Origin of the sequence: Streptomyces coelicoflavus (assembly GCF_045041415.1) — a bacterium.
Taxonomy (GTDB): Bacteria; Actinomycetota; Actinomycetes; order Streptomycetales; family Streptomycetaceae; genus Streptomyces; species Streptomyces coelicoflavus.
Genome location: NZ_CP108218.1, coordinates 1,339,979 through 1,358,893, shown reverse-complemented (window position 1 = coordinate 1,358,893; position 18,915 = coordinate 1,339,979). Strand labels below are relative to the sequence as shown.

Here is an 18,915-nt window from a genome sequence, read left to right as displayed (position 1 = left end):
CGCCGACCGCACCCTGTCCGGTTTTCGACGGTCCGCCGTAAATGCCTGGACCGTGACCCCGGCCTGACGGGAGACTGCCGACTTCCGAACCACCGGGAGTGTGATGGGGACCACAGACACGCGGGGGCCGGCGCCGGGCAGGAGCGCGGTCGTCCTGGCGCTGCGCCACTACCTCCGGGAGCTGCTGCGACTGCGCCGGCTCGCCCTGCCCGCACTGCTGCTGCCGGCCGTGGGCAACATCGGCATCCGCTACGTCGCGCCGCTGCTGATCGCCAAGCTGGCCGGCCAGGCCGCCGAAGGCGACGGTCTCGCCCTCGGCCCGGCACTGCCGTACGTCCTGGGCTTCGGCGTGACGCTGCTGCTCGCCGAGGCCGTGTGGCGGGTCGGGCAGCACTGCCTGAACCGGGTGGACGCCCTCGGAATGGAGCACCTGTACGTGCGCGGCATGGACGAACTCCTCGCCAAGGACGCCGCGTTCTTCCACGACAACTTCGCGGGCTCCCTGACCAAACGCGTGCTCAGCTTCGGCAAGCGCTTCGAGGACTTCGTCGACACGGTGACGTACCGGATCGTGGGCAGTGTCGTCCCCCTGCTCTTCGGCGCCGTCGTGCTGTGGACCTACGAACCGATGCTCGTCGTCGGCCTGTTCCTGATGATCGCGCTGACGGTGGTGGCGGCGACACCGCTGATCCGCCGCCGGCAGCGGCTCGTCAACGACCGGGAGGCGGCGATCGCCCGGGTCTCCGGCCATGTCGCCGACAGCCTCATGAACATGGAGACCGTCCGGGCGTTCGCGGCCGAGCGGCGGGAGGGCGGCGAACACCGCAGCCGGGTCGCGGAGTCCCGGCGGCTGACGCTGAAGTCGTGGGACTACGGCAACCTGCGCGTCGACACCCTGATCGCGCCGATGTCCGTACTGACCAACGTGCTGGGCCTCGTGGTCGCCCTCGCCCTCGGCGGTCCGGGGCAGGGGGTCGAGGAAGTCGTCGTCGCCTTCACCTACTACTCCAACGCCACCCAGATCATGTTCGAGTTCAACCAGATCTACCGGCGTCTCGAAAGCTCCATGACCGAGGCCGCGCAGTTCACCGAGCTGCTCCTCGACCCGCCCACCGTGCTGGACGCCGACGAACCCGAACCGCTCGCGCCGCGGGACGGCGGCGTCCGCTTCGAGGCCGTGACCTTCGCCCACGCCGGGGCCGAGCCGATCTTCCGGGCGCTCGACCTGGACGTGCCCGCGGGAGCGCGGATCGGTCTGGTCGGCAGGTCCGGCGGCGGCAAGACCACGCTCACCCGGCTGCTGCTGCGGATGTCGGACATCGAGAGCGGACGCGTCCTGATCGGCGGCCAGGACATCAGCCGCCTGCGCCAGACCGACCTGCGCTCACTGATCGCCTACGTCCCGCAGGAACCCGCCATGTTCCACCGCAGCCTGCGGGACAACATCGCCTTCGCCCGGCCCGGCGCCACCGACGAGGAGATCCGCGCGGCCGCCGCGGCCGCCCACGTCACGGAGTTCGCCGAGCAGCTCCCCGAGGGCTTCGCCACCCTGGTGGGGGAGCGCGGGGTGAAACTCTCGGGCGGTCAGCGCCAGCGCGTCGCCCTCGCCCGGGCCATCCTGCGCGACGCCCCGATCCTGCTGCTCGACGAGGCGACCAGTGCGCTCGACTCGGAGAGCGAACTCCTCGTCCAGGACGCCCTGTGGCGGCTCATGGACGGACGCACGGCCCTCGTGGTCGCCCACCGTCTGAGCACCGTCGCCGGCATGGACCGCCTCGTCGTCCTGGATCGCGGACGCGTGGTCGAGCAGGGCACCCACGAGAAGCTGCTCACCGCGGACGGCGCCTATGCCCGGCTGTGGCGGCACCAGTCCGGCGGCTTCCTGGGCGGACCGGCCGATCCGGTGCCGGTGGTGTGACGGGCGCTCGGCGCCGCGAGTGCCCCGGGATGACCGAACGAGTGACCGCCGTCCGGTTTACCGGCGTGGCGGGAAGGCACTCCAGGAGTGTTCTTCCACGCCTGCCCGGGAGCCCCCGATGACGCAAGTGTCCGACCACGTGCTGCGACGGCTGCCCCAGTGGGGCGTCAAACGGGTGTACGGCTGTCCGGGTCGGCTGTCGTGAGGGGAGGCGGCCCGTCCCCCCTGGACGCGTGCACGGTCGACGCGGTCGACGTGCACGCCTTCGAGGTCCCCACCGACGGCCCCGGCGGCAAGGAGCAGGACGGCACCCTGGAGTGGGACTCCACGACCCTCGTCCTCGTCCGGGTGCACGCGGGCGGCACGACCGGCCTCGGCTACACGTACGGCGACCTCTCCGTCGCCACGTTCGCGCACTCCGCGCTGGCCCCCCTGATCCAGGGCGCGGGCATCGGCTCACCGGCGGCGCTGAGCCACCGGATGGCCGCGCGGATGCGCAACGCGGGCCGTCCCGGCGTCGGGGCCATGGCCCTGTCCGCCGTCGACGTGGCGCTGTGGGACCTCAAGGCCCGGCTGCTCGGACTGCCCCTGGTCCACCTCCTGCCCGCGTGCCACGACCGGGTGCCCGTCTACGGCAGCGGCGGCTTCACCAACTACCCCCTGGACCGGCTCGCCGGCCAGCTCGCCGGCTGGGTCGGGCAGGGCATTCCCCGCGTGAAGCTGAAGACGTCGCGGGAGCCCGAGCGTGACGCCGAACGCCTCACCGCCGTACGCGGGGCGATCGGCGACGGGCCCGAGCTGTTCGCCGACGCCAACGGCGCCCTCGGCCGCAAGGAGGCCCTGTACTGGGCGCACCGGTTCCACGACGCGTGGGACGTGCGCTGGTTCGAGGAGCCCGTCGGCTCCGCCGACCTGGAAGGGCTGCGGATGCTGCGCGAGCGGGGACCGGCCCGGCTGGAGATCACCGCGGGGGAGTACGCCTTCACCGCCCAGGACTTCGCCAACCTCGTCGAAGGCCCCGCCGGACCCGCCGTCGACTGCCTCCAGGCCGACGTCACCCGCTGCGGCGGCATCACCGGCGTCCTGGAGATCGCCGGTCTGTCGGCCGTCCGGCACCTCGACCTGTCCGCGCACTGCGCCCCGGCGATCTCCGCCCACGCCTTCTGCGCCGTGCGCCGGCTGCGGCACCTGGAGTACTTCCACGACCACGTGCGCGTCGAGCACCTGCTGTTCGACGGCACCCTGTCGCCCGAGGGCGGCGCCCTGCGCCCCGACACCGGCCGGCCGGGACTCGGCCTCGACGTCAAGTGGGCCGACGCGGAGCCGTACCGCGTCCACGGCACCCGCCCGTCCTGACCGGGCATCGACGTCGGGAAACCGGAACGCGCCCTGCGCGGGGCGGTCGACGGCGAGGTCCGCTCCGACACCGGCACGCTCGCCCGGTACGCGGCGTCAGGACACGGCGGCGATGGAGCGACCCGCCCAGTCCGGGGCCGGCTCCGTCAGCTCGGTGAAGCGGCGCCGGACCGCCGCGGGGAACCCGGCGGCCCGGCCCGCCTGCCGGTCGACGTGGACCGCGAGCAGTTCGGTCGTCGCCACCGGGGCCGCGTCGGGCGCCGGTTCCGCCTCCGGCCCGGGCACCACGTACATCTCGTGCACGAAGCGCGCCTTGCGCGCCGCCGCGCCCAGCACGCGGGTACGGAGCGCCAGATGGGCGGCCTCGGGCACGTCCCGGAGGAAACGGATGTGGGACTCGACCGTGTAGAGGGAGCAGCCCGTGGACTCGCGGTAGCCGGAGTCCAGGCCCGTCCCGATCATCAGCGCGTCCGTGGCGTGACCGAAGACGAGGACGTAGAAGGCCTCGCTCATATGGCCGTTGTAGTCGATCCACTCCGGGCGGACCGTGCTGCGGAACAGCGGGAGCCCTGTCATCGGGAGGAACCCTTCTCGCGGTCCAGGCGCCCGGTGGCGCGCAGTACGTCGATGACACCCCGGTCGCGTTCGCCCACCAGGTCCGCGATGGAGCGGCCGTCCGCCGCCTCGTCGCAGCCCGCCACCACGGCGTCGTACAACTCCTTGTCCAGCTCCGGTGCTTCGAGACGCGTCCACGGCGACTTCAGGGACGGGCCGAAGTGGTCCAGCATGTGCGCCATGCCGCCCTCACCTCCCGCGAGCGCGAAGGTCAGCATCGGTCCCATCACCGCCCAGCGCAGCCCGGGTCCCTCGGTGATCGACAGGTCTATGTCCCGGACCGTCGCCTCGCCGTTCGCGACCATGTGCAGCGCCTCGCGCCACAGGGCCTCCTGGAGGCGGTTCGCGATGAAGCCGGGAACCTCGTTGTCCATCGTGATGACGGACTTGCCCGCCGCCTCGTAGAAGCGGGCGGCCCGGGCGACCGCCGCGGCGTCGGTGCGCTCGCCGCCGACGACCTCGACCAGCGGGATGAGGTAGGGCGGGTTGAACGGGTGGCCGACGACCAGGCGCGACGGGTCCGCGGCCGACGTCTGCATGTCGGTCATCGGGTAGCCGGAGGTGGAGGAGGCGATGACGACGCCGGGCGGTGTCGCCGCGTCCAGGCGGGCCAGCAGGTCCTGCTTGAGGCCGAGCTTCTCGGGCGCGCTCTCCTGCACGAACTCGGCGTCCGCGACGGCCTGTTCGAGAGTGTCGGCCACGGTCAGCCGGTCGGTCGAGGCGCCCTCGGCGAGACCGATCGAGGTGAGCGCCGGCCAGGCCGCGTCGACCAGGCGGCGCAGCCTGCGTTCGGCGTCGGGCGCGGGGTCCCAGGCGGTCACGTCGTAGCCGCGGGCCAGGAAGTGGGCGACCCAGCCGCCGCCGATGACCCCGGCGCCGACACAGGCGACACGGCGGACGTCCTCGGGCGAGGTCGTCTCTGATGCGTTCATGAGAGGGGCTCCTTCGTCGTCGCGGCGGGTCACTTGCGCGGCTTGAGACCGAGGGCGGCGCGGGCCTCGTCCGGGGTCGCCACGCGGGCGCCGATCGACTCGGTGATCGTGACGGCCCGCTCGACGAGCTGGGCGTTGGTCGCCTTGTTGCCCTTGCCGAGGTACAGGTTGTCCTCCAGGCCCACGCGGACGTGCCCGCCCAGCAGGATCGACTGCGCGACCCACGGCATCTGCATCCGGCCGAGCGCGAAGCTCGCCCAACGCGCCCCGTCCGGCAGCATGTTGACCATCGACTGGAGCACTCCGGGGTCCGCGGGCGCGCCCCACGGGATGCCCATGCACAGCTGGAAGACGGTCGGATCGTCGAGCAGGCCCTCCGCGAGCAGTTGCTTGGCGAACCAGAGCTGCCCCGTGTCGAAGATCTCCAGTTCGGGCCGCACTCCCAGCTCCTGGATGCGCCGGGCGCCGGCGCGCAGCATGTCGGGCGTCGAGACGTAGAGGTTCGAGCCGTCGCCGAAGTTGAGCGAGCCGCAGTCCAGGGTGCAGATGTCGGGCAGCAGGTCCTCGACGTGCGGCAGGCGCTCCAGGCCGCCGACCAGGTCGGTGCCGGGGAGGTGGGTGAGCGGGTCGTCCGGGTCGATGACCAGGTCGCCGCCCATACCGGCGGTGAGGTTGATGACGACGTCGGTGCCGGTCTCCTTGACGCGCTCGACGACCTCCCGGTACAGCTTCGGGTCGCGGGACGGGGCGCCGGTCTCCGGATCGCGTACGTGGATGTGCACCACGGCCGCCCCGGCGCCGGCCGCCTCGACGGCGTTCCTCGCTATCTGCTCCGGGGTGACGGGGACGTGGGGGCTCTTGCGGACGGTGTCGCCGGCGCCGGTGAGCGCGCAGGTGATGATGACGTTGTCGGTCATGGGCATGCGGGGGCCTCCCGAAAGGTTGCCGGTCAGGGCTTGGTGTCAGGGCTGTCGTCAGGGCTTGGTGTCAGGGCTTGTTGCTCGGGCTCGTCGCTCAGGGCCTGCCGTTCGGGGCCCGCCGCTCAGGGCGCTCAGGGCCTGCCCCTCAGGGCCGGGGAGCCAGGATCGTGTGGGTGATGTGGGCGGTCAGCGCCGTGTGCATCGCGTCCGCGGCACGGTCGGCCGACGGGCCGCTCACGGACAGGACGTGCGTCGCCAGGCCGTCGATCAGCGCGGTCAGCGTCAGCGCCGCCGCCTGCGGATCGGTCCCGGCGCGGAACACGCCCTGGGCGACACCCCGGCGTACGACGTCGGCGACGGTCTCCCGCCACTGCCGGTAGTACTCGGAGTGCAGCCGGCCCACCGCCGTGGAGCGAGCGGCCTCGGCCCACAGGTCGAGCCACACCGCCCACTGGCGGCGCTGCTGCGCGGTGCGCGGCGTCTGCAGCGCGACGAGCTGGCGCAGCTCCGCCGCCGCGTCGTCCGCCTCGGCGATCAGGGCGGCGCGGTGCGCGGTGTCCTCGTCCATGCACCAGCGCACGGCCGCCTCGAGGAGTTCGGCGCGGCCGGGGAAGTGGTAATGGATCGCGGCGCTGCTGGTGGCGCAGGCGCGGGCGATGTCGGCGACCCGCACCGCGTGGAAGCCGTGCTCGGCGATCAGCCGCACCGTCTCCCGGACGATCTGGAGCGGCCGCCCGCCCTCGACACCGACGGCCGGTGCCGTGGCCTTCTCGCGGGGCCGGGCGCCGAGCAGCCGGCCCACGTCGACCCGGCCCTCGTCGGCGATCCGCGCCAGCTCCGCGGCAGTGAAGCGACGGGTGCCGCTCAGCGAACGCGAGAGCTTGGACGGATCCATCACGACACGGCGCGCGAACTCGCGCTGGCTGACGCCCGCCGCCGCGATGACCTCGCGGACGCGGGCGGCGGTGTCGGCGGTCGGTGCGCCGTCGGGGACGTCGTCGGTTTCCACGGGCCACGACCCTAGGCGTGTGTTGCGGAAAACTCAACATGAGATGGCGAGAAAACTAAGGAAGAGCAGGTCATTGTTGTGCTGACTGGCGTGTCAGTCAGATGCGCAACAGTCCGAGAGGGCGACGCGGAGACAGGGGCGGTCCGTTCCATCACGGTTCAGTACCGAGCCCGGAACTGTGGCTTCCATCACGGCTGACGTGATCATGTCCTGATGAGATCCCCGGATGCTCGGTTTCCTCATCCGTCTCCTGCCCTTCTGGGTCCGCGAGCCCCTGCTCATCGTGGTCGGGTCGGTGTTCGGCGCACGCCTCCTGTATCTCGGCGGCGTCGAGCAGAGTTGGACCCTGGCCGGAATCGGAGCCCTCTTCCTGGTGTTCACCGCGGTGCGCGTGCACACGGTGGTCCAGGCCCTGCGCGCCCGCCGTAACCCCGCTCCGGCCGCCTCCGAGGACGGGACGAGGCCCGACACTCCGGTCCCGGCGCATCAGGGTCCCGCTCCCGCCGCTCCCGCCGCGCGGGAGAAGGAACCCAACGCGTGGGGCCAGGCGTTCGCGGCCGTCGCGGTGTTCGCCGCACTCGGGGCGGCGGCGTTCCTCGGGCCCAAGCTGCTGCCCTCCGAGGCCCACGGCACGCCGCATGCCGTCTCGTGTCCGGGCGGGCAGGAAACGGAGCTGCCCAGCGCCTACAAGTCGCCCCGCACGGTGACCGGCGCCGAGCTGTGCGAGGCGCTCAACACCCCCGATCTGGCCCGGCTCCTCGGAACCCCGACGGAGACCGCGACCGGGGCGTCCGCCTCGAACAACACCGCTCCCCTGACCGACGGGAAGGTCGCCCTGCCGGAGGCCAAGGTCGAGTTCGACACCTACACCGTGAACGTCGCGGTCACCTACAACCACCTGTCGATCGCCCAGTACGTGAAACTGATGGACTACGGGAACGAGATCGACGTGAAGAAGGCCGAGGTCCTCGGCCGGCCCGCGGTCTTCTCCTCCGACCACACCATGCGGATCGAGATCGATTTCGGCAGCGGCGGGTCCGGCGGACCGGTCGGGCAGGGCCCCCTGGCCCGAACGCTGGCCGTGGCCCTTGACGCGGAGGACCGCGGCGGCTACTACGAGATCACCGTGTGGAGCACGTCCGGAGCCTTCCCCGACGACGACGTCCTCCTCGGCATCACCGAGAAGGTCCTCCCGGCCGTCCCCGAGCGCACCATGTGACACGGCGCCCGCCGATACGCCGTCGCCGTCGTCCGGCGTGTCCCGGAAGCCGTAACGGGCACTGGGGGAACGATGCATGTTCCCGGGCAGTGCGCGGCGGGGCCGGAGCGGAGGACACACGTGGAACAGCGGGACGCGGCCGAGCGGCACGGCGAGAGGGTGGCGGCGGGTCCGAGCGGTGCCGTCGAGACCGGCGAAGCGGCGCACGCCCTGCCGGACGCACGGCGGCGCATCCCCCGCACCGACGCGCTGCTGCGCGACCCCCGCCTCCTGGACGCGGCGGACCGGCTCGGTCCGGAACGGGTCAAGTCGGCGGTCCGCGGCGCACAGCAGCGGGCCAGAGAGGGTGCCGTGCCGCCCGACGCGGTGGCCGACGCGGCGATCGCCCTCCTGCCGCGGACGGCGTGCGGACTCCGGCCCGTGATCAACGCGACGGGAGTGCTGCTCCACACGAACCTCGGCCGGGCACCCCTGTCCGCCGCCGCCCGGCAGGCGGTGCAGGACGCCGCCGGACCCACCGACGTCGAACTGGACCTGGAGACCGGCGTACGGGCCCGCCGCGGCCGGACCGCGCTGGCCGCGCTGCGGGCCCGGGTGCCGTCCGCCGCCGCGGTGCACGTCGTCAACAACGGGGCCGCCGCGCTCGTCCTCGCCGCCACCGCACTGGCCGCCGGCAAGGAGATCGTGGTCAGCCGCGGGGAGATGGTGGAGATCGGGGACGGCTTCCGGCTGCCCGACCTCCTGGTGTCCACCGGCGCCCGGCTGCGCGAGGTGGGCACGACCAACCGCACGACCGTCCAGGACTACGCCGGGGCCATCGGCCCCGAGACGGGCTTCGTCCTGAAGGTGCACCCCTCCAACTTCCGGATCACCGGCTTCACCCGCGCCGCCGGCGTCTCCGAACTGGCGCCGCTCGGTGTCCCGGTGGTCGCCGACATCGGGTCGGGTCTGCCGGCCCCCCACCCACGCCTGCCGGAGGAACCGGACGCCCGGACCCAGCTGGAGGCCGGAGCCGCCCTGGTCACCGCCAGCGGGGACAAACTGCTCGGCGGGCCCCAGTGCGGACTGGTCCTCGGCCGGGAGGACCTGGTCCGCGCCATGTCCCGTCATCCGCTCGCCCGGGCGCTGCGGGTCGACAAACTGACCCTGGCCGCGCTGGAGGCCACGCTGACCGGCCCGAAGACGCCGACCGAACAGGCCCTGGACGCCGACCCGGAGCAGCTCGCCCGCCGTGCCGAGCGGCTGGCGGGCGAGCTGCGGGCGGACGGCGTCGACGTGCGGGCGGTCGCCGGCCGGGCCACCGTCGGCGGGGGCGGCGCGCCCGGCGTGACACTGCCGAGCGCCGCGCTGTCCCTGCCCGAGCCGTACGCCACCGCGCTGCGCGGGGGTGCCGTTCCCGTGGTCGGACGGCTGGACGGCGGGCGGTGCCTGCTGGACCTCGCATCGGTGCCGCCCGAGGACGACGAGCGGCTGGCCGAGGCCGTGCGCAGCGTACGGGCGGGGGAGAGGTAGGGACATGCGGGTACTGGCCACCGCCGGGCACGTCGACCACGGCAAGTCCGCCCTCGTACGGGCCCTGACGGGCATGGAACCCGACCGCTACGAGGAGGAGCGCCGCCGCGGCCTGACGCTCGACCTCGGCTTCGTCTGGACCCGGCTGGACGCGGACGCAGCGGACGCAGCGGACGCACCGGACTCACCGGACGCACCGGACGGGGCGGACAGCGCGGGCGGTGCGGGCAACGCCGGCGGCGTCGGTGGCGAGCACCTCGCCTTCGTCGACGTACCGGGCCATGAACGCTTCGTCGCCACCATGCTGGCGGGCGTCGGCCCGGTGCCCGGCGTGCTCTTCGTGGTCGCCGCCGACCAGGGATGGCAGCAGCAGTCCCAGGAACACCTGGAGATCCTGGACGCGCTCGGCGTCCGGCACGCCGTGCTCGCCGTGACCCGCGGCGACCTGGCCGACCCGGCACCCGTCCGGGCGGACGCCGTCGAACGGCTGGCCGCCACCTCCCTCGGCACCGTGCCGTCCGTCGCGGTCAGCGCGGTGACGGGCACGGGACTCGACGCACTGCGCGGCGAACTCGCCCGGCTGAGCGCCGCGCTGCCCGACCCGCCGGCCGACGCCGACGTACGGCTCTGGCTGGACCGCGCCTTCACCGTGCGCGGCCACGGCACCGTCGTCACGGGCACCCTGGGGGCCGGCACCCTGCGCGTCGGCGACCGGCTGGTGACGGGCGACGGCACGACCGCCCTGCGGGTGAGGGGACTGCAATGCCTGCACGAGGAGCGGACGTCGGTCAGCGGCGTGGCCCGGGTGGCGGTCAACGTCCACGGCGGCGCCGACACCCCGCTCGGCCGGGGCGAGGTGCTGCTCACCCCCGACCGCTGGCTGCCCACCACCGTGACCGACGTCCGGGTGCACGGAACACCGGTGGCGGAGCTCCCCCGGACGGTCACCCTGCACATCGGGACCGCCGCGGTACCGGTGACCGTCCGGCCGCTGGGCGAGGACACCGCCAGGCTGACCCTGACCCGTGGGCTCCCGCTGCGGGTCGGTGACCGGGCCGTCCTGCGGGAGGCGGGCGGACGGCGCACCCCGTGCGGCCTGACCGTGCTGGACGTGGCACCGCCGGGGCTGACGCGGCGCGGGGCGGCCCGGACCAGGGCGGCCGAGCTGACGCCCATGACCGGCCGTCCGGACGGTGCCGCCGAACTGCGGCGCCGACGGCTCGTCCGCCGCCCGGACCTGGAAGCCATGGGCATCACCGCTCCCGGCCCGCCCGTCACCGGCGACTGGCTGGCCGACCCCGCGCACTGGGCCGGACTGCGCGACCGCCTGGCAGCAGAGGTGGAGCGACACGCCGAGCGGCAGCCGCTGGACCCCGGGCTGCCCACCGAGGCGGCCAGACGCCTGCTCGGCCTGCCGGACCGCGCCCTCGTCCTGGCCCTCGTCGACACGCCCGGCGGGGTCGTGCTGAGTCACCGTCAAGGGCGCCTGCACGGCCCCGGTGACACGCGGCCGTCGCTGCCGCCCGCGGTCCGCAGGGCCGTCGACGCCCTGGGGGAGGATCTGCGCCGGTCGCCGTTCCGCGCTCCCGAGGCCGGCCGGCTGGCCGAACTGGGGCTGGACCACCGGACGCTGGCGGCCGCCGTCGCGGCCGGCGCGCTGCTGCGGGTCACCGAGGGCGTCGTGCTGCTGCCCGGCGCGGACACGGAGGCCGCCGCCGTACTGCGGTCGCTGCCCCGGCCGTTCACACTGAGCGAGGCGCGCCGCGCCCTGGACACCACGCGCCGGGTCGCCGTGCCCCTGCTGGAGCTGCTGGACCGGCAGGGACACACCGAACGCGTGGACGACCAGCGCCGGCGCTGCCGGGAGACCGCGGGAAGCGGAGGCGCACAGGAATCGAACCTGCCTGCCCGAGATCCTCGGACACCTCGGTTTTGAAGACCGGGAGGGCCACCAGGCACCCACACGCCTCCACCGCCCGGCCAGGCTACAGGAGCGCCGTGTCCCCACCACGACCGAAACCGACCCACCGGAAAGGCCAGTTATGACGACCGTCCGCGACACACCCGTACGGCTCACGCAGTTCGCGCACGGCGGCGGCTGCGCCTGCAAGATTCCGCCGGGTGAACTGGAGGACGTGCTCGGCGGCCTCGTCCGGCCGGGGACGGCGTCCGCGGACGGATCCCTGCTGGTCGGGCTGGCCACCGGCGACGACGCCGCCGTGGTCACCCTGCCCGCGCCGGGCGGCGGTCCGGCCCGGGCGGTGGTCTCCACGGCGGACTTCTTCACGCCGGTCGTCGACGACGCCTACGACTGGGGCCGCATCGCCGCGGCCAACGCCCTCTCGGACGTCTACGCGATGGGCGGCCGGCCGCTCGTCGCCGTCAACCTGCTGGCCTGGCCCCGCGACGTACTCCCGTTCGAGCTCGCGCGCGAGGTGCTGCGCGGCGGACTGGACGTCGCCGCCGAGGCCGGCTGCCACGTGGGCGGCGGGCACAGCGTCGACGACCCGGAACCCAAGTACGGCATGGCCGTCACCGGCGTCGCGGACCCGGAGCGGCTGCTGCGCAACGACACCGGCCGCCCCGGACTGCCGCTGTCGCTCACCAAGCCCCTCGGCCTCGGCGTCCTGAACAACCGGCACAAGGCCACCGGCGAGCGGTTCGAGCAGGCCGTGGCGACGATGGTCGCGCTGAACCGGGACGCGTCCGCGGCGGCCCTGGCGGCCGGGGCCACCTGCGCCACCGACGTCACCGGTTTCGGCCTGCTCGGTCACCTGCACAAGCTCGCCCGCGCCTCCGGGGTCACCGCGGTGCTCGACACCGCCGCCGTGCCCTACCTCGACGGGGCCCGGGAGGCCGTCCGGGACGGGTACGTCAGCGGCGGCACCCGGCGCAACCTGGAGTGGGTGGCCCCGTTCACCGACTTCGGCGACGCCGACGCCGACACGCGGCTGCTCCTCGCCGACGCGCAGACCTCGGGCGGACTGCTGGTGGCGGGCGAGGTGCCGGGCGCCCCCGTCATCGGCGAACTGGTGCCGAGGGGAGCCCACTCCGTCGTCCTCGGATGACCGCGGCACCCCCTGCTGCTCGGTCCCTGCTGCTCGGTGCCTACGGTTCGGTGCCGGTGTTCTCGTCGATGCCGGCCCTGGCCCGGTACTCCCGCACCAGCTCCAGTGCGGCCGGACCCCTCGGGCGACGGCCCACCCTGATGTCGACGGCGAACGCCTTGGCCTCCTGGATGTGGCTGTTGGGATCCAGGGACAGGTGCAGCAGCTCGTTCGCCGCGTCGCCGGTGGCGTAGCCGTTGGGACCCCAGTGGTAGGGCAGGCCGACCTGGTGCAGCCGTCGGCCCTGCACGGTGAGCGGCGCCATGCGGTCGGTGACCAGCACCCGCGCCTCGACCACGCCACGGGCGCTGACGATCGTCGCCCAGCCGGTGTGTTCCAGCCCGCGCGAGGCGGCCAGCTCGGGGGAGACCTCGCAGAAGAACTCCGGCTGGAGCTCCGCGAGATAGGGCTGCCAGCGGGACATGCCGCCCGCGGTGTGATGCTCGGTCAGCCGGTAGGTGGTGGCGACGTACGGGAAGACCCCGGAGCCGGGCTCGGTGCCGCTGGGCTGGTAGCGGTTGTCCGGGTCCGGCGGCAGCAAGTGGCGGACCGGGTTGCGCTGCTGGCCGTACAGCAGGTTCGGGAAGGGCGAGTCCTGCGGCTCGTAGTGCGTGGGCAGCGGGCCGTCGGTGAGGCCGGACGGCACGTACAGCCAGGCCTTGCCGTCCGCCTGCATGATGAACGGGTCGGTGCCGGAGAGCGCCGCCGGGCCCCTGGCGTCCGGCGGCGGCCGGTGGTCGGGGGCCTTGTCGGGCTTGAAGTCGGGAACGTCGTGGCCCGTCCAGGAACCCTCGTCCGCGTCCCACCACACCAGGGCCTTGCGCTCGCTCCAGGGCCGGCCGTCCGGGTCCGCCGAGGCGCGGTTGTACAGGATCCGGCGGTTGGCGGGCCAGGCCCAGCCCCACTCCTTCGCGACCCAGTCCTGCTCCCGTCCCGGCTTGCGGCGGGCCGCCTGGTTGAGACCGTCCGCGTAGACCCCGCAGTAGATCCAGCAGCCGCAGACCGTCGACCCGTCGTCCTTCAACTCCTCGTACGACGACAGGGGGTTGCCGTCGGCGTCGTGGCCGTTGATCTCGGCGAGGACGGCCTCCGCGTCCGGCTCGGCGTGCTCGCCCTTGGTGGGGTAGCCCCAGGTCAGGTCGAGCAGCGGCCGGTCCATCTCGTCGGTGGACGCCGCGAGCTTCTCCCGGATGATCCGGCCGAGGTGGAAGGCGAACCAGAGGTCGCTGCGGGCCTCGCCGGGCGGCGGCACGGCCTGGTGGTGCCACTGCAGCAGGCGCTGGGTGTTGGTGAAACTGCCGTCCTTCTCGGTGTGCGCGGCGGCCGGCAGGAAGAACACCTCCGTGCCGATGTCCTCGGTGCGCAGCTCGCCCGTCTCGATCTCCGGGCCGTCCTTCCACCAGGTGGCCGACTCGATGAGGGAGAAGTCCCGGACGACCAGCCAGTCCAGGTTGGCCATGCCCAGGCGCTGAAGCTTGGCGTTGGCGGAGCCGACGGCGGGGTTCTCGCCCACCAGGAAGTAGCCCTTGCAGACGCCCTCCAACTGGGCCATGACCGTCTCGTACGTCGAGTGCGAGCCGGTCAGCCGCGGGAGGTAGTCGAAGCAGAAGTCGTTGGCGTCGGTGGCGGTCTCGCCCCAGTACGCCTTGAGGAGACTGACGAGGTAGGAGCGCATGTTGCCCCAGTAGCCCTTGCGGGCCGCGTCCGCCTCGACGAAGGTGTCGAGGTCCTGCTGCTGGTGGGCGTGCGGCATGGGGATGTAGCCCGGCAGCAGGTTGAACAGCGTCGGGATGTCCGTGGAGCCCTGGATGGAGGCGTGGCCGCGCAGGGCGAGGATGCCGCCGCCCGGCCGGCCGATGTTGCCCAGCAGGCTCTGGAGGACCGAGGCCGCCCGGATGTACTGCACCCCCACCGTGTGCTGGGTCCAGCCGACCGCGTAGGCGAACGCCGTGGTCCGGTCCCGTCCCGAGTTCTCCGTCACCAGCTCGCACACCTGGCGGAAGACGTCCTGCGGCACGCCGCAGACCTGCTCGACGACCTCCGGCGTGTAGCGGGCGTAGTGCCGCTTGAGGACCTGGAAGACGCAGCGCGGATGGGACATGGTCTCGTCCCGCTCCGGTTCGCCCTCACCGATGTCCGCGCCGCCCGAGCCGTGCGCCTCGCCGCGGGCGGCCTCCGTCACGCTGCTGCCGCCCTTGGTCCGCTTGTCGTACTCCTGGTCGCGCTGGCCCGAGGCCGCCTGCATCTCCGTGCCCTCGTACTGCCAGCTGCCGTTGTCGTAGCTGCGGCTGTCCGGGTCGAGACCGGAGAAGACGCCGTCGAGGTCCTCGGTGTCGCGGAAGTCCTCCCTCAGGACGACCGGGCCGTTGGTGTAGGCGACCACGTAGTCGCGGAAGTAGCTCCCGGTCCGCAGGACATGGTTGATGATCCCGCCGAGGAAGGCGATGTCCGACCCCGCGCGCAGCGGCACGTGGACGTCGGCCAGGGCGCTGGTGCGGGTGAAACGCGGGTCGACGTGGATCACCTTCGCGCCGCGGGCCTTCGCCTCCATCACCCACTGGAACCCGACCGGATGGCACTCGGCCATGTTCGAGCCCTGGATGACGATGCAGTCGGAGTGCTGAAGGTCCTGCTGGAAGGTGGTCGCGCCGCCGCGGCCGAACGAGGTTCCCAGACTGGGAACGGTGGAGGAGTGTCAAACACGCGCCTGATTCTCGATCTGTACCGCGCCCAGGGCGGTGAACAGCTTCTTGATCAGGTAGTTCTCCTCGTTGTCCAGCGTCGCCCCGCCGAGGCTCGCGACCCCGAGGGTGCGCCGGGTACGGGTCTCGTCGACCTCCCACTGCCAGCCGGAGCGCCGCGCCGCGATCACCCGGTCGGCGATCATGTCCATCGCCGTGTCCAGGTCCAGCCGCTCCCACTCGGTGCCGTGCGGGCGCCGGTACAGGACGTGGTGCTCGCGGGCGCCGCCCGTGGTGAGCTGGAGGCTGGCCGAACCCTTGGGGCACAGGCGGCCGCGGGAGATCGGGGAGTCGGGGTCGCCCTCGATCTGGGTGACGCGGCCGTCCTCGACGTAGACGTTCTGTCCGCAGCCCACCGCGCAGTAGGGGCAGATCGACTTGACGACCCGGTCGGCGGAGGCGACGCGCGGGGTGAGACGCGCGCTGTTCCCGCTCTTGGCGGCGGCCCCGCGGCCCAGCGGATCGGTCCCCTTCAGCTGGCGGTAGACCGGCCAGGAGTCGATCCAGGTGCGTACGCCCATCACCCCTGCCCTTCTCGTCGTGTCCCGTCGTATCCCGGCGTGTCCCGTCGTGGCGGTCGTCAGCGCGAGTGCCCCACCGGGCCCGGGCCAATCACCCGGAACCGCCGGAGCCTGCGCGGGACCGTCCGATCGCGGACCGTCCGGCAGGTCCGTAGAGTCCGTGGAGTCGGTCGGACACGGCCCGGAGGGGAGGCGACCGCAGTGCGCGGACCCGAGGTCCTGGTCTTCGACGTCAACGAGACCCTCACCGACCTGTCCGCGCTCGCGCCCCGCCTCGCGGACATCGGTCTGCCGGGCGGGCTGCTGCCGGAGTGGTTCGCCGGCGTCCTGCGGGACGGCATCGCGCTGACCCTGGCCGGCGGCCGCGCCGACTTCGCCACCGTGGCGCGGGACGCCCTGCTCACCCACCTCGCCCGGGAAGGCATCCCGGTGGCCGACCCCGGGGCCACGGCGGCCCACGTCCTGGGCGCGCTGCCGGAACTCCCCGTCCACCCGGACGTCCCCGAGGGCGTACGGGCCCTGCACGCGGCCGGACACCGCCTGGTCACCCTGACGAACGGATCGGCGGACACCAGCCGTGCCGTCCTGCGCCGAGCCGGACTGGCCGAGTGCTTCGAGGCCCACCTCGACGTCCAGGGAGCCGACGGGTGCTGGAAGCCGGCGCCGGACGCCTACGCGTACGCCCTGCGCGAGACCGGAGTCCCGGCCGCCGCGGCGACGCTGGTCGCGGTGCACCCCTGGGACATCGACGGCGCGGCACGAGCGGGACTCGGCACGGCGTGGCTGCGGCGCACGCCCGTCCCGTACCCGTCGGCACGGCGGCCCGCCGACCGTACCGCCGGCTCGGTGGCCGACCTGGCCCGGCAGCTGGGCGCGGGCTGACTCAGGCCGCCGGGGGAGCACCGCCGGGCTCTCGGGACCGCGCCGCGGCCGCCAGCCGCTCCCGCTGGGGCAGCACCGTGTACTTGGGGTCCTCCGCCGACGCGATCCCGGCGTGGAAGACACCGAACCGCAGGGCGGCGGAACCGGTGAGGAGGGCCACGCCCGCGACCGCGGCGACCGCCCGGTTGCGCCCGCCGGGGCCGGCCCCGATCGCGGCGCCCACGGAGGTGAGCGTCTCGGCCGCGCGGAGCAGCGTGCGGGCCCTGCCGTTCTCGAAGGGCTCCGCGGCCAGCCCCATGCGCCGCTTCATCAGCCGGAACGACCCGAGTTCGAGGAGGGCGCCCAGCACGGCCATGCGCCGCGCGGGGCCCGTCTGACCGGCCGGTGCGCAGACCAGCGCGAGCCCGGCGGCCGCGGTGGCCCCGGACCCGGCGAAGACGTACGGGAGCTCCCGGTGTCCCTCGTGCCAGGACGGCACGGCCGTGTCGGAGACCAGCACGGCGGTGTAGGTGGCGACCGCGGGGCCCAGCACGGCGGCGGACACGGTGGCGGCGGTGCCCACCGGGCGGTACCGGCCGGCGACGTCGGTGGCGGCGGCGACGACGGTGAGCGGCGCGTAACCGGCCAGCAGCCACGAGCCCACGCTCATCGGGGAGGTGGGCTTGAAGACCCGGAGCATGTTGAGGAAGCGGCCGGGACGGCCCAGGTCGTGCACCAGCGCGGCCAGGGACAGGGAGACGGCGCCCGCCGCCCCGAGCCCGGCCGTCCGGGCGAGCGCGGGCCGCGCGGTGGCGCGCGCGCCGGCGGCCAGCAACGAGGAGGCGCCCGCGAGTCCGCCGAGGTAGAGGTAGCCCGCGATGTCGAGGGGCTTCCACGTCGGCTTGTTGAGGATCGGTTTGCCGTAGTACGAGGAGAACTCGGCGTCGGGCACCATCGCCCGCTCGCCCCGGCCCCGCCCCCTGCGCCGCCGACGGCGGCCGGCCTGGGCCCCGGTGAGGGCGTCGCGGCCGGGGCGGGCGCCCTCGACGCCGTCGCGGGTCACGTCGGAGCCGCTCATCGCGGCCTCCTGGCGAAGCTGACGACGGCGAGCGCGGCGAGCGAGGCGGCGGCCGTCGCCGCGTGCCGCCACATGGCGGGCAGGTCGCGGGTGGTGACGACCGGGTCCGGGGGCAGGCCGTACACCTCCGGTTCGTCGAGCAGCAGGAAGAAGGCGCCGTCGCCGCCGACCCCGTCGTCCGGGTCCGCGCCGTACAGGCGGGCGTCCGCGACCCCGGCGGAGTGCAGCCGGGCCACCCGGTCCGCCGCCCGCTCGCGCAGTTCGTCCAGCGGGCCGAACTGGATGGAGTCGGTCGGACAGGCCTTGGCGCAGGCGGGTTCCATACCGACGCCGAGCCGGTCGTAGCACAGCGTGCACTTCCAGGCCCGTCCGTCGTCGGGGCGCTGGTCGATGACGCCGTACGGGCAGGCGGGCACGCAGTAGCCGCAGCCGTTGCAGATGTCCTCCTGGACCACGACCGTGCCGAACTCGGTGCGGAACAGGGAGCCGGTGGGGCAGACGTCCAGGCAGGCGGCGTGGGTGCAGTGCTTGCACACGTCGGAGGACATCAGCCAGCGCAGTTCGGTACGGCCCTCCGGCGCCACGGGGGAGATCTCCCCGGCGGGCGCGGCGGCCGGCGGCCCGTCACCCGGCGCGTCGGCGGATCCGCCACCGGGCGCGGGAGCGGTCGCGCCGGGACCCGGCGAGGACGGGGAGGTGCCCAGCGCACCGGCGGCGGCGAAGACGTCGACGGCTTCGTGGCCGACGCCGGGTTCCTGCCCGCCCAGTGGCTTGCGCTGCTCGATGAAGGCCACGTGCCGCCAGGTGTCCGCGCCGAGCCCCTGGGTGTTGTCGTAGGACATGCCGGTCAGCTCCAGGCCGTCCTCGGGGATCGCGTTCCACTCCTTGCACGCCACCTCGCACGCCTTGCACCCGATGCACACGGAGGTGTCCGTGAAGAAGCCCATGCGGGGCGGCGCGTCCGGGTAGCCGGCGGCACGCGCCACCTCCGGCTGCGGCCCGGAGAGCCGGTTCGCGCCCGGCCCGCCGGCCGGAACCTCGGTGTTGTCGGTCATCTCCGGGGCCTCCTCGCCCTACGCCGTCGCCCGTGTGCCGTCGAGCCGGCCGGGGCCTGAGTGCCCCGGAG

Annotated in this window: 13 protein-coding genes, 1 tRNA gene and 1 pseudogene; 7 read left to right on the top strand and 8 right to left on the bottom strand. The window is 73.8% G+C overall.

Features of this window, described 5'->3' with window-relative positions:
- Positions 1-103 precede the first annotated feature (103 nt).
- Together OHA99_RS06025 and OHA99_RS06020 are read left to right on the top strand one after the other, a co-directional pair.
- Positions 104-1,918, top strand: coding sequence for an ABC transporter ATP-binding protein (locus tag OHA99_RS06025; RefSeq protein WP_405694562.1), 1,815 nt, complete (start codon positions 104-106; stop codon positions 1,916-1,918).
- Between the two features lie 201 nt (positions 1,919-2,119).
- Positions 2,120-3,274: an enolase C-terminal domain-like protein gene (locus OHA99_RS06020; protein WP_405694560.1), complete on the top strand. Its 1,155-nt coding sequence runs from the start codon at positions 2,120-2,122 to the stop codon at positions 3,272-3,274.
- Between the two features lie 96 nt (positions 3,275-3,370).
- Here OHA99_RS06020 and OHA99_RS06015 read toward each other — a convergent pair whose 3' ends face one another.
- From OHA99_RS06015 to OHA99_RS06000, 4 genes are all read right to left on the bottom strand, one after another.
- Complete coding sequence (locus OHA99_RS06015) at positions 3,371-3,850, bottom strand: thioesterase family protein (RefSeq protein WP_405694558.1); 480 nt, start codon at positions 3,848-3,850, stop codon at positions 3,371-3,373.
- Positions 3,847-4,821 (bottom strand): 3-hydroxyacyl-CoA dehydrogenase NAD-binding domain-containing protein, encoded by a 975-nt coding sequence (locus OHA99_RS06010; RefSeq protein WP_153177185.1) that lies wholly within the window; start codon positions 4,819-4,821, stop codon positions 3,847-3,849. Before OHA99_RS06010 ends, OHA99_RS06015 begins: the two co-directional genes overlap by 4 nt.
- Before the next feature lie 29 nt (positions 4,822-4,850).
- Complete coding sequence (locus tag OHA99_RS06005; RefSeq protein ID WP_153177184.1) at positions 4,851-5,744, bottom strand: 3-keto-5-aminohexanoate cleavage protein; 894 nt, start codon at positions 5,742-5,744, stop codon at positions 4,851-4,853.
- A 142-nt stretch (positions 5,745-5,886) separates the two neighbouring features.
- On the bottom strand, positions 5,887-6,750 hold the full coding sequence (locus tag OHA99_RS06000; RefSeq protein ID WP_405694555.1) for a TetR family transcriptional regulator C-terminal domain-containing protein: 864 nt from the start codon (positions 6,748-6,750) through the stop codon (positions 5,887-5,889).
- Between the two features lie 226 nt (positions 6,751-6,976).
- Here OHA99_RS06000 and OHA99_RS05995 point away from each other — a divergent pair, with 226 nt between their 5' ends.
- From OHA99_RS05995 to OHA99_RS05985, 3 genes and pseudogenes are all read left to right on the top strand, one after another.
- Entirely contained in the window at positions 6,977-7,969 is a 993-nt protein-coding gene (locus tag OHA99_RS05995; RefSeq protein ID WP_405694553.1) for a DUF6215 domain-containing protein, read from the top strand.
- Between the two features lie 159 nt (positions 7,970-8,128).
- The gene (gene selA / locus OHA99_RS05990) at positions 8,129-9,481 is read left to right on the top strand and encodes an L-seryl-tRNA(Sec) selenium transferase (RefSeq protein ID WP_405698908.1); all 1,353 of its coding nucleotides are present in this window, start codon (positions 8,129-8,131) and stop codon (positions 9,479-9,481) included.
- A gap of 4 nt (positions 9,482-9,485) precedes the next feature.
- Positions 9,486-11,276: pseudogene (locus OHA99_RS05985) on the top strand (GTP-binding protein); the annotation flags it as partial.
- An 82-nt stretch (positions 11,277-11,358) separates the two neighbouring features.
- Here OHA99_RS05985 and OHA99_RS05980 read toward each other — a convergent pair.
- Positions 11,359-11,452, bottom strand: a tRNA-Sec gene (locus OHA99_RS05980).
- Between the two features lie 71 nt (positions 11,453-11,523).
- Here OHA99_RS05980 and selD point away from each other — a divergent pair.
- Positions 11,524-12,549 carry a selenide, water dikinase SelD gene (selD, locus tag OHA99_RS05975; RefSeq protein WP_153177181.1) on the top strand — a complete coding sequence of 342 codons (1,026 nt, stop codon included), beginning with the start codon at positions 11,524-11,526 and terminating at the stop codon, positions 12,547-12,549.
- A gap of 40 nt (positions 12,550-12,589) precedes the next feature.
- On the opposite strand, the gene fdh is transcribed toward selD, so the two are convergent.
- Positions 12,590-15,850 (bottom strand): formate dehydrogenase, encoded by a 3,261-nt coding sequence (fdh, locus tag OHA99_RS05970; RefSeq protein ID WP_405694551.1) that lies wholly within the window; start codon positions 15,848-15,850, stop codon positions 12,590-12,592.
- A gap of 201 nt (positions 15,851-16,051) precedes the next feature.
- On the opposite strand from fdh, the gene OHA99_RS05965 reads away from it, so the two are divergent.
- On the top strand, positions 16,052-16,732 hold the full coding sequence (locus OHA99_RS05965) for a haloacid dehalogenase type II (RefSeq protein ID WP_405694549.1): 681 nt from the start codon (positions 16,052-16,054) through the stop codon (positions 16,730-16,732).
- Between the two features lies 1 nt (position 16,733).
- On the opposite strand, the gene nrfD is transcribed toward OHA99_RS05965, so the two are convergent.
- Positions 16,734-17,789, bottom strand: coding sequence for an NrfD/PsrC family molybdoenzyme membrane anchor subunit (nrfD, locus tag OHA99_RS05960; RefSeq protein ID WP_405694547.1), 1,056 nt, complete (start codon positions 17,787-17,789; stop codon positions 16,734-16,736).
- Complete coding sequence (locus tag OHA99_RS05955) at positions 17,786-18,844, bottom strand: 4Fe-4S dicluster domain-containing protein (protein ID WP_153177177.1); 1,059 nt, start codon at positions 18,842-18,844, stop codon at positions 17,786-17,788. The genes nrfD and OHA99_RS05955 overlap by 4 nt, the downstream gene beginning before the upstream one ends.
- Positions 18,845-18,915: the final 71 nt, after the last annotated feature.

Coding starts and splice junctions, on each gene's coding strand:
- OHA99_RS06025 (WP_405694562.1), top strand. CDS start 104: ATGGGGACCACAGACACGCGGGGGCCGGCGCCGGGCAGGAGCGCGGTC.
- OHA99_RS06015 (WP_405694558.1), bottom strand. CDS start 3,850: ATGACAGGGCTCCCGCTGTTCCGCAGCACGGTCCGCCCGGAGTGGATC.
- OHA99_RS06010 (WP_153177185.1), bottom strand. CDS start 4,821: ATGAACGCATCAGAGACGACCTCGCCCGAGGACGTCCGCCGTGTCGCC.
- OHA99_RS06005 (WP_153177184.1), bottom strand. CDS start 5,744: ATGCCCATGACCGACAACGTCATCATCACCTGCGCGCTCACCGGCGCC.
- OHA99_RS05995 (WP_405694553.1), top strand. CDS start 6,977: ATGCTCGGTTTCCTCATCCGTCTCCTGCCCTTCTGGGTCCGCGAGCCC.
- selD (WP_153177181.1), top strand. CDS start 11,524: ATGACGACCGTCCGCGACACACCCGTACGGCTCACGCAGTTCGCGCAC.
- nrfD (WP_405694547.1), bottom strand. CDS start 17,789: ATGAGCGGCTCCGACGTGACCCGCGACGGCGTCGAGGGCGCCCGCCCC.
- OHA99_RS05955 (WP_153177177.1), bottom strand. CDS start 18,844: ATGACCGACAACACCGAGGTTCCGGCCGGCGGGCCGGGCGCGAACCGG.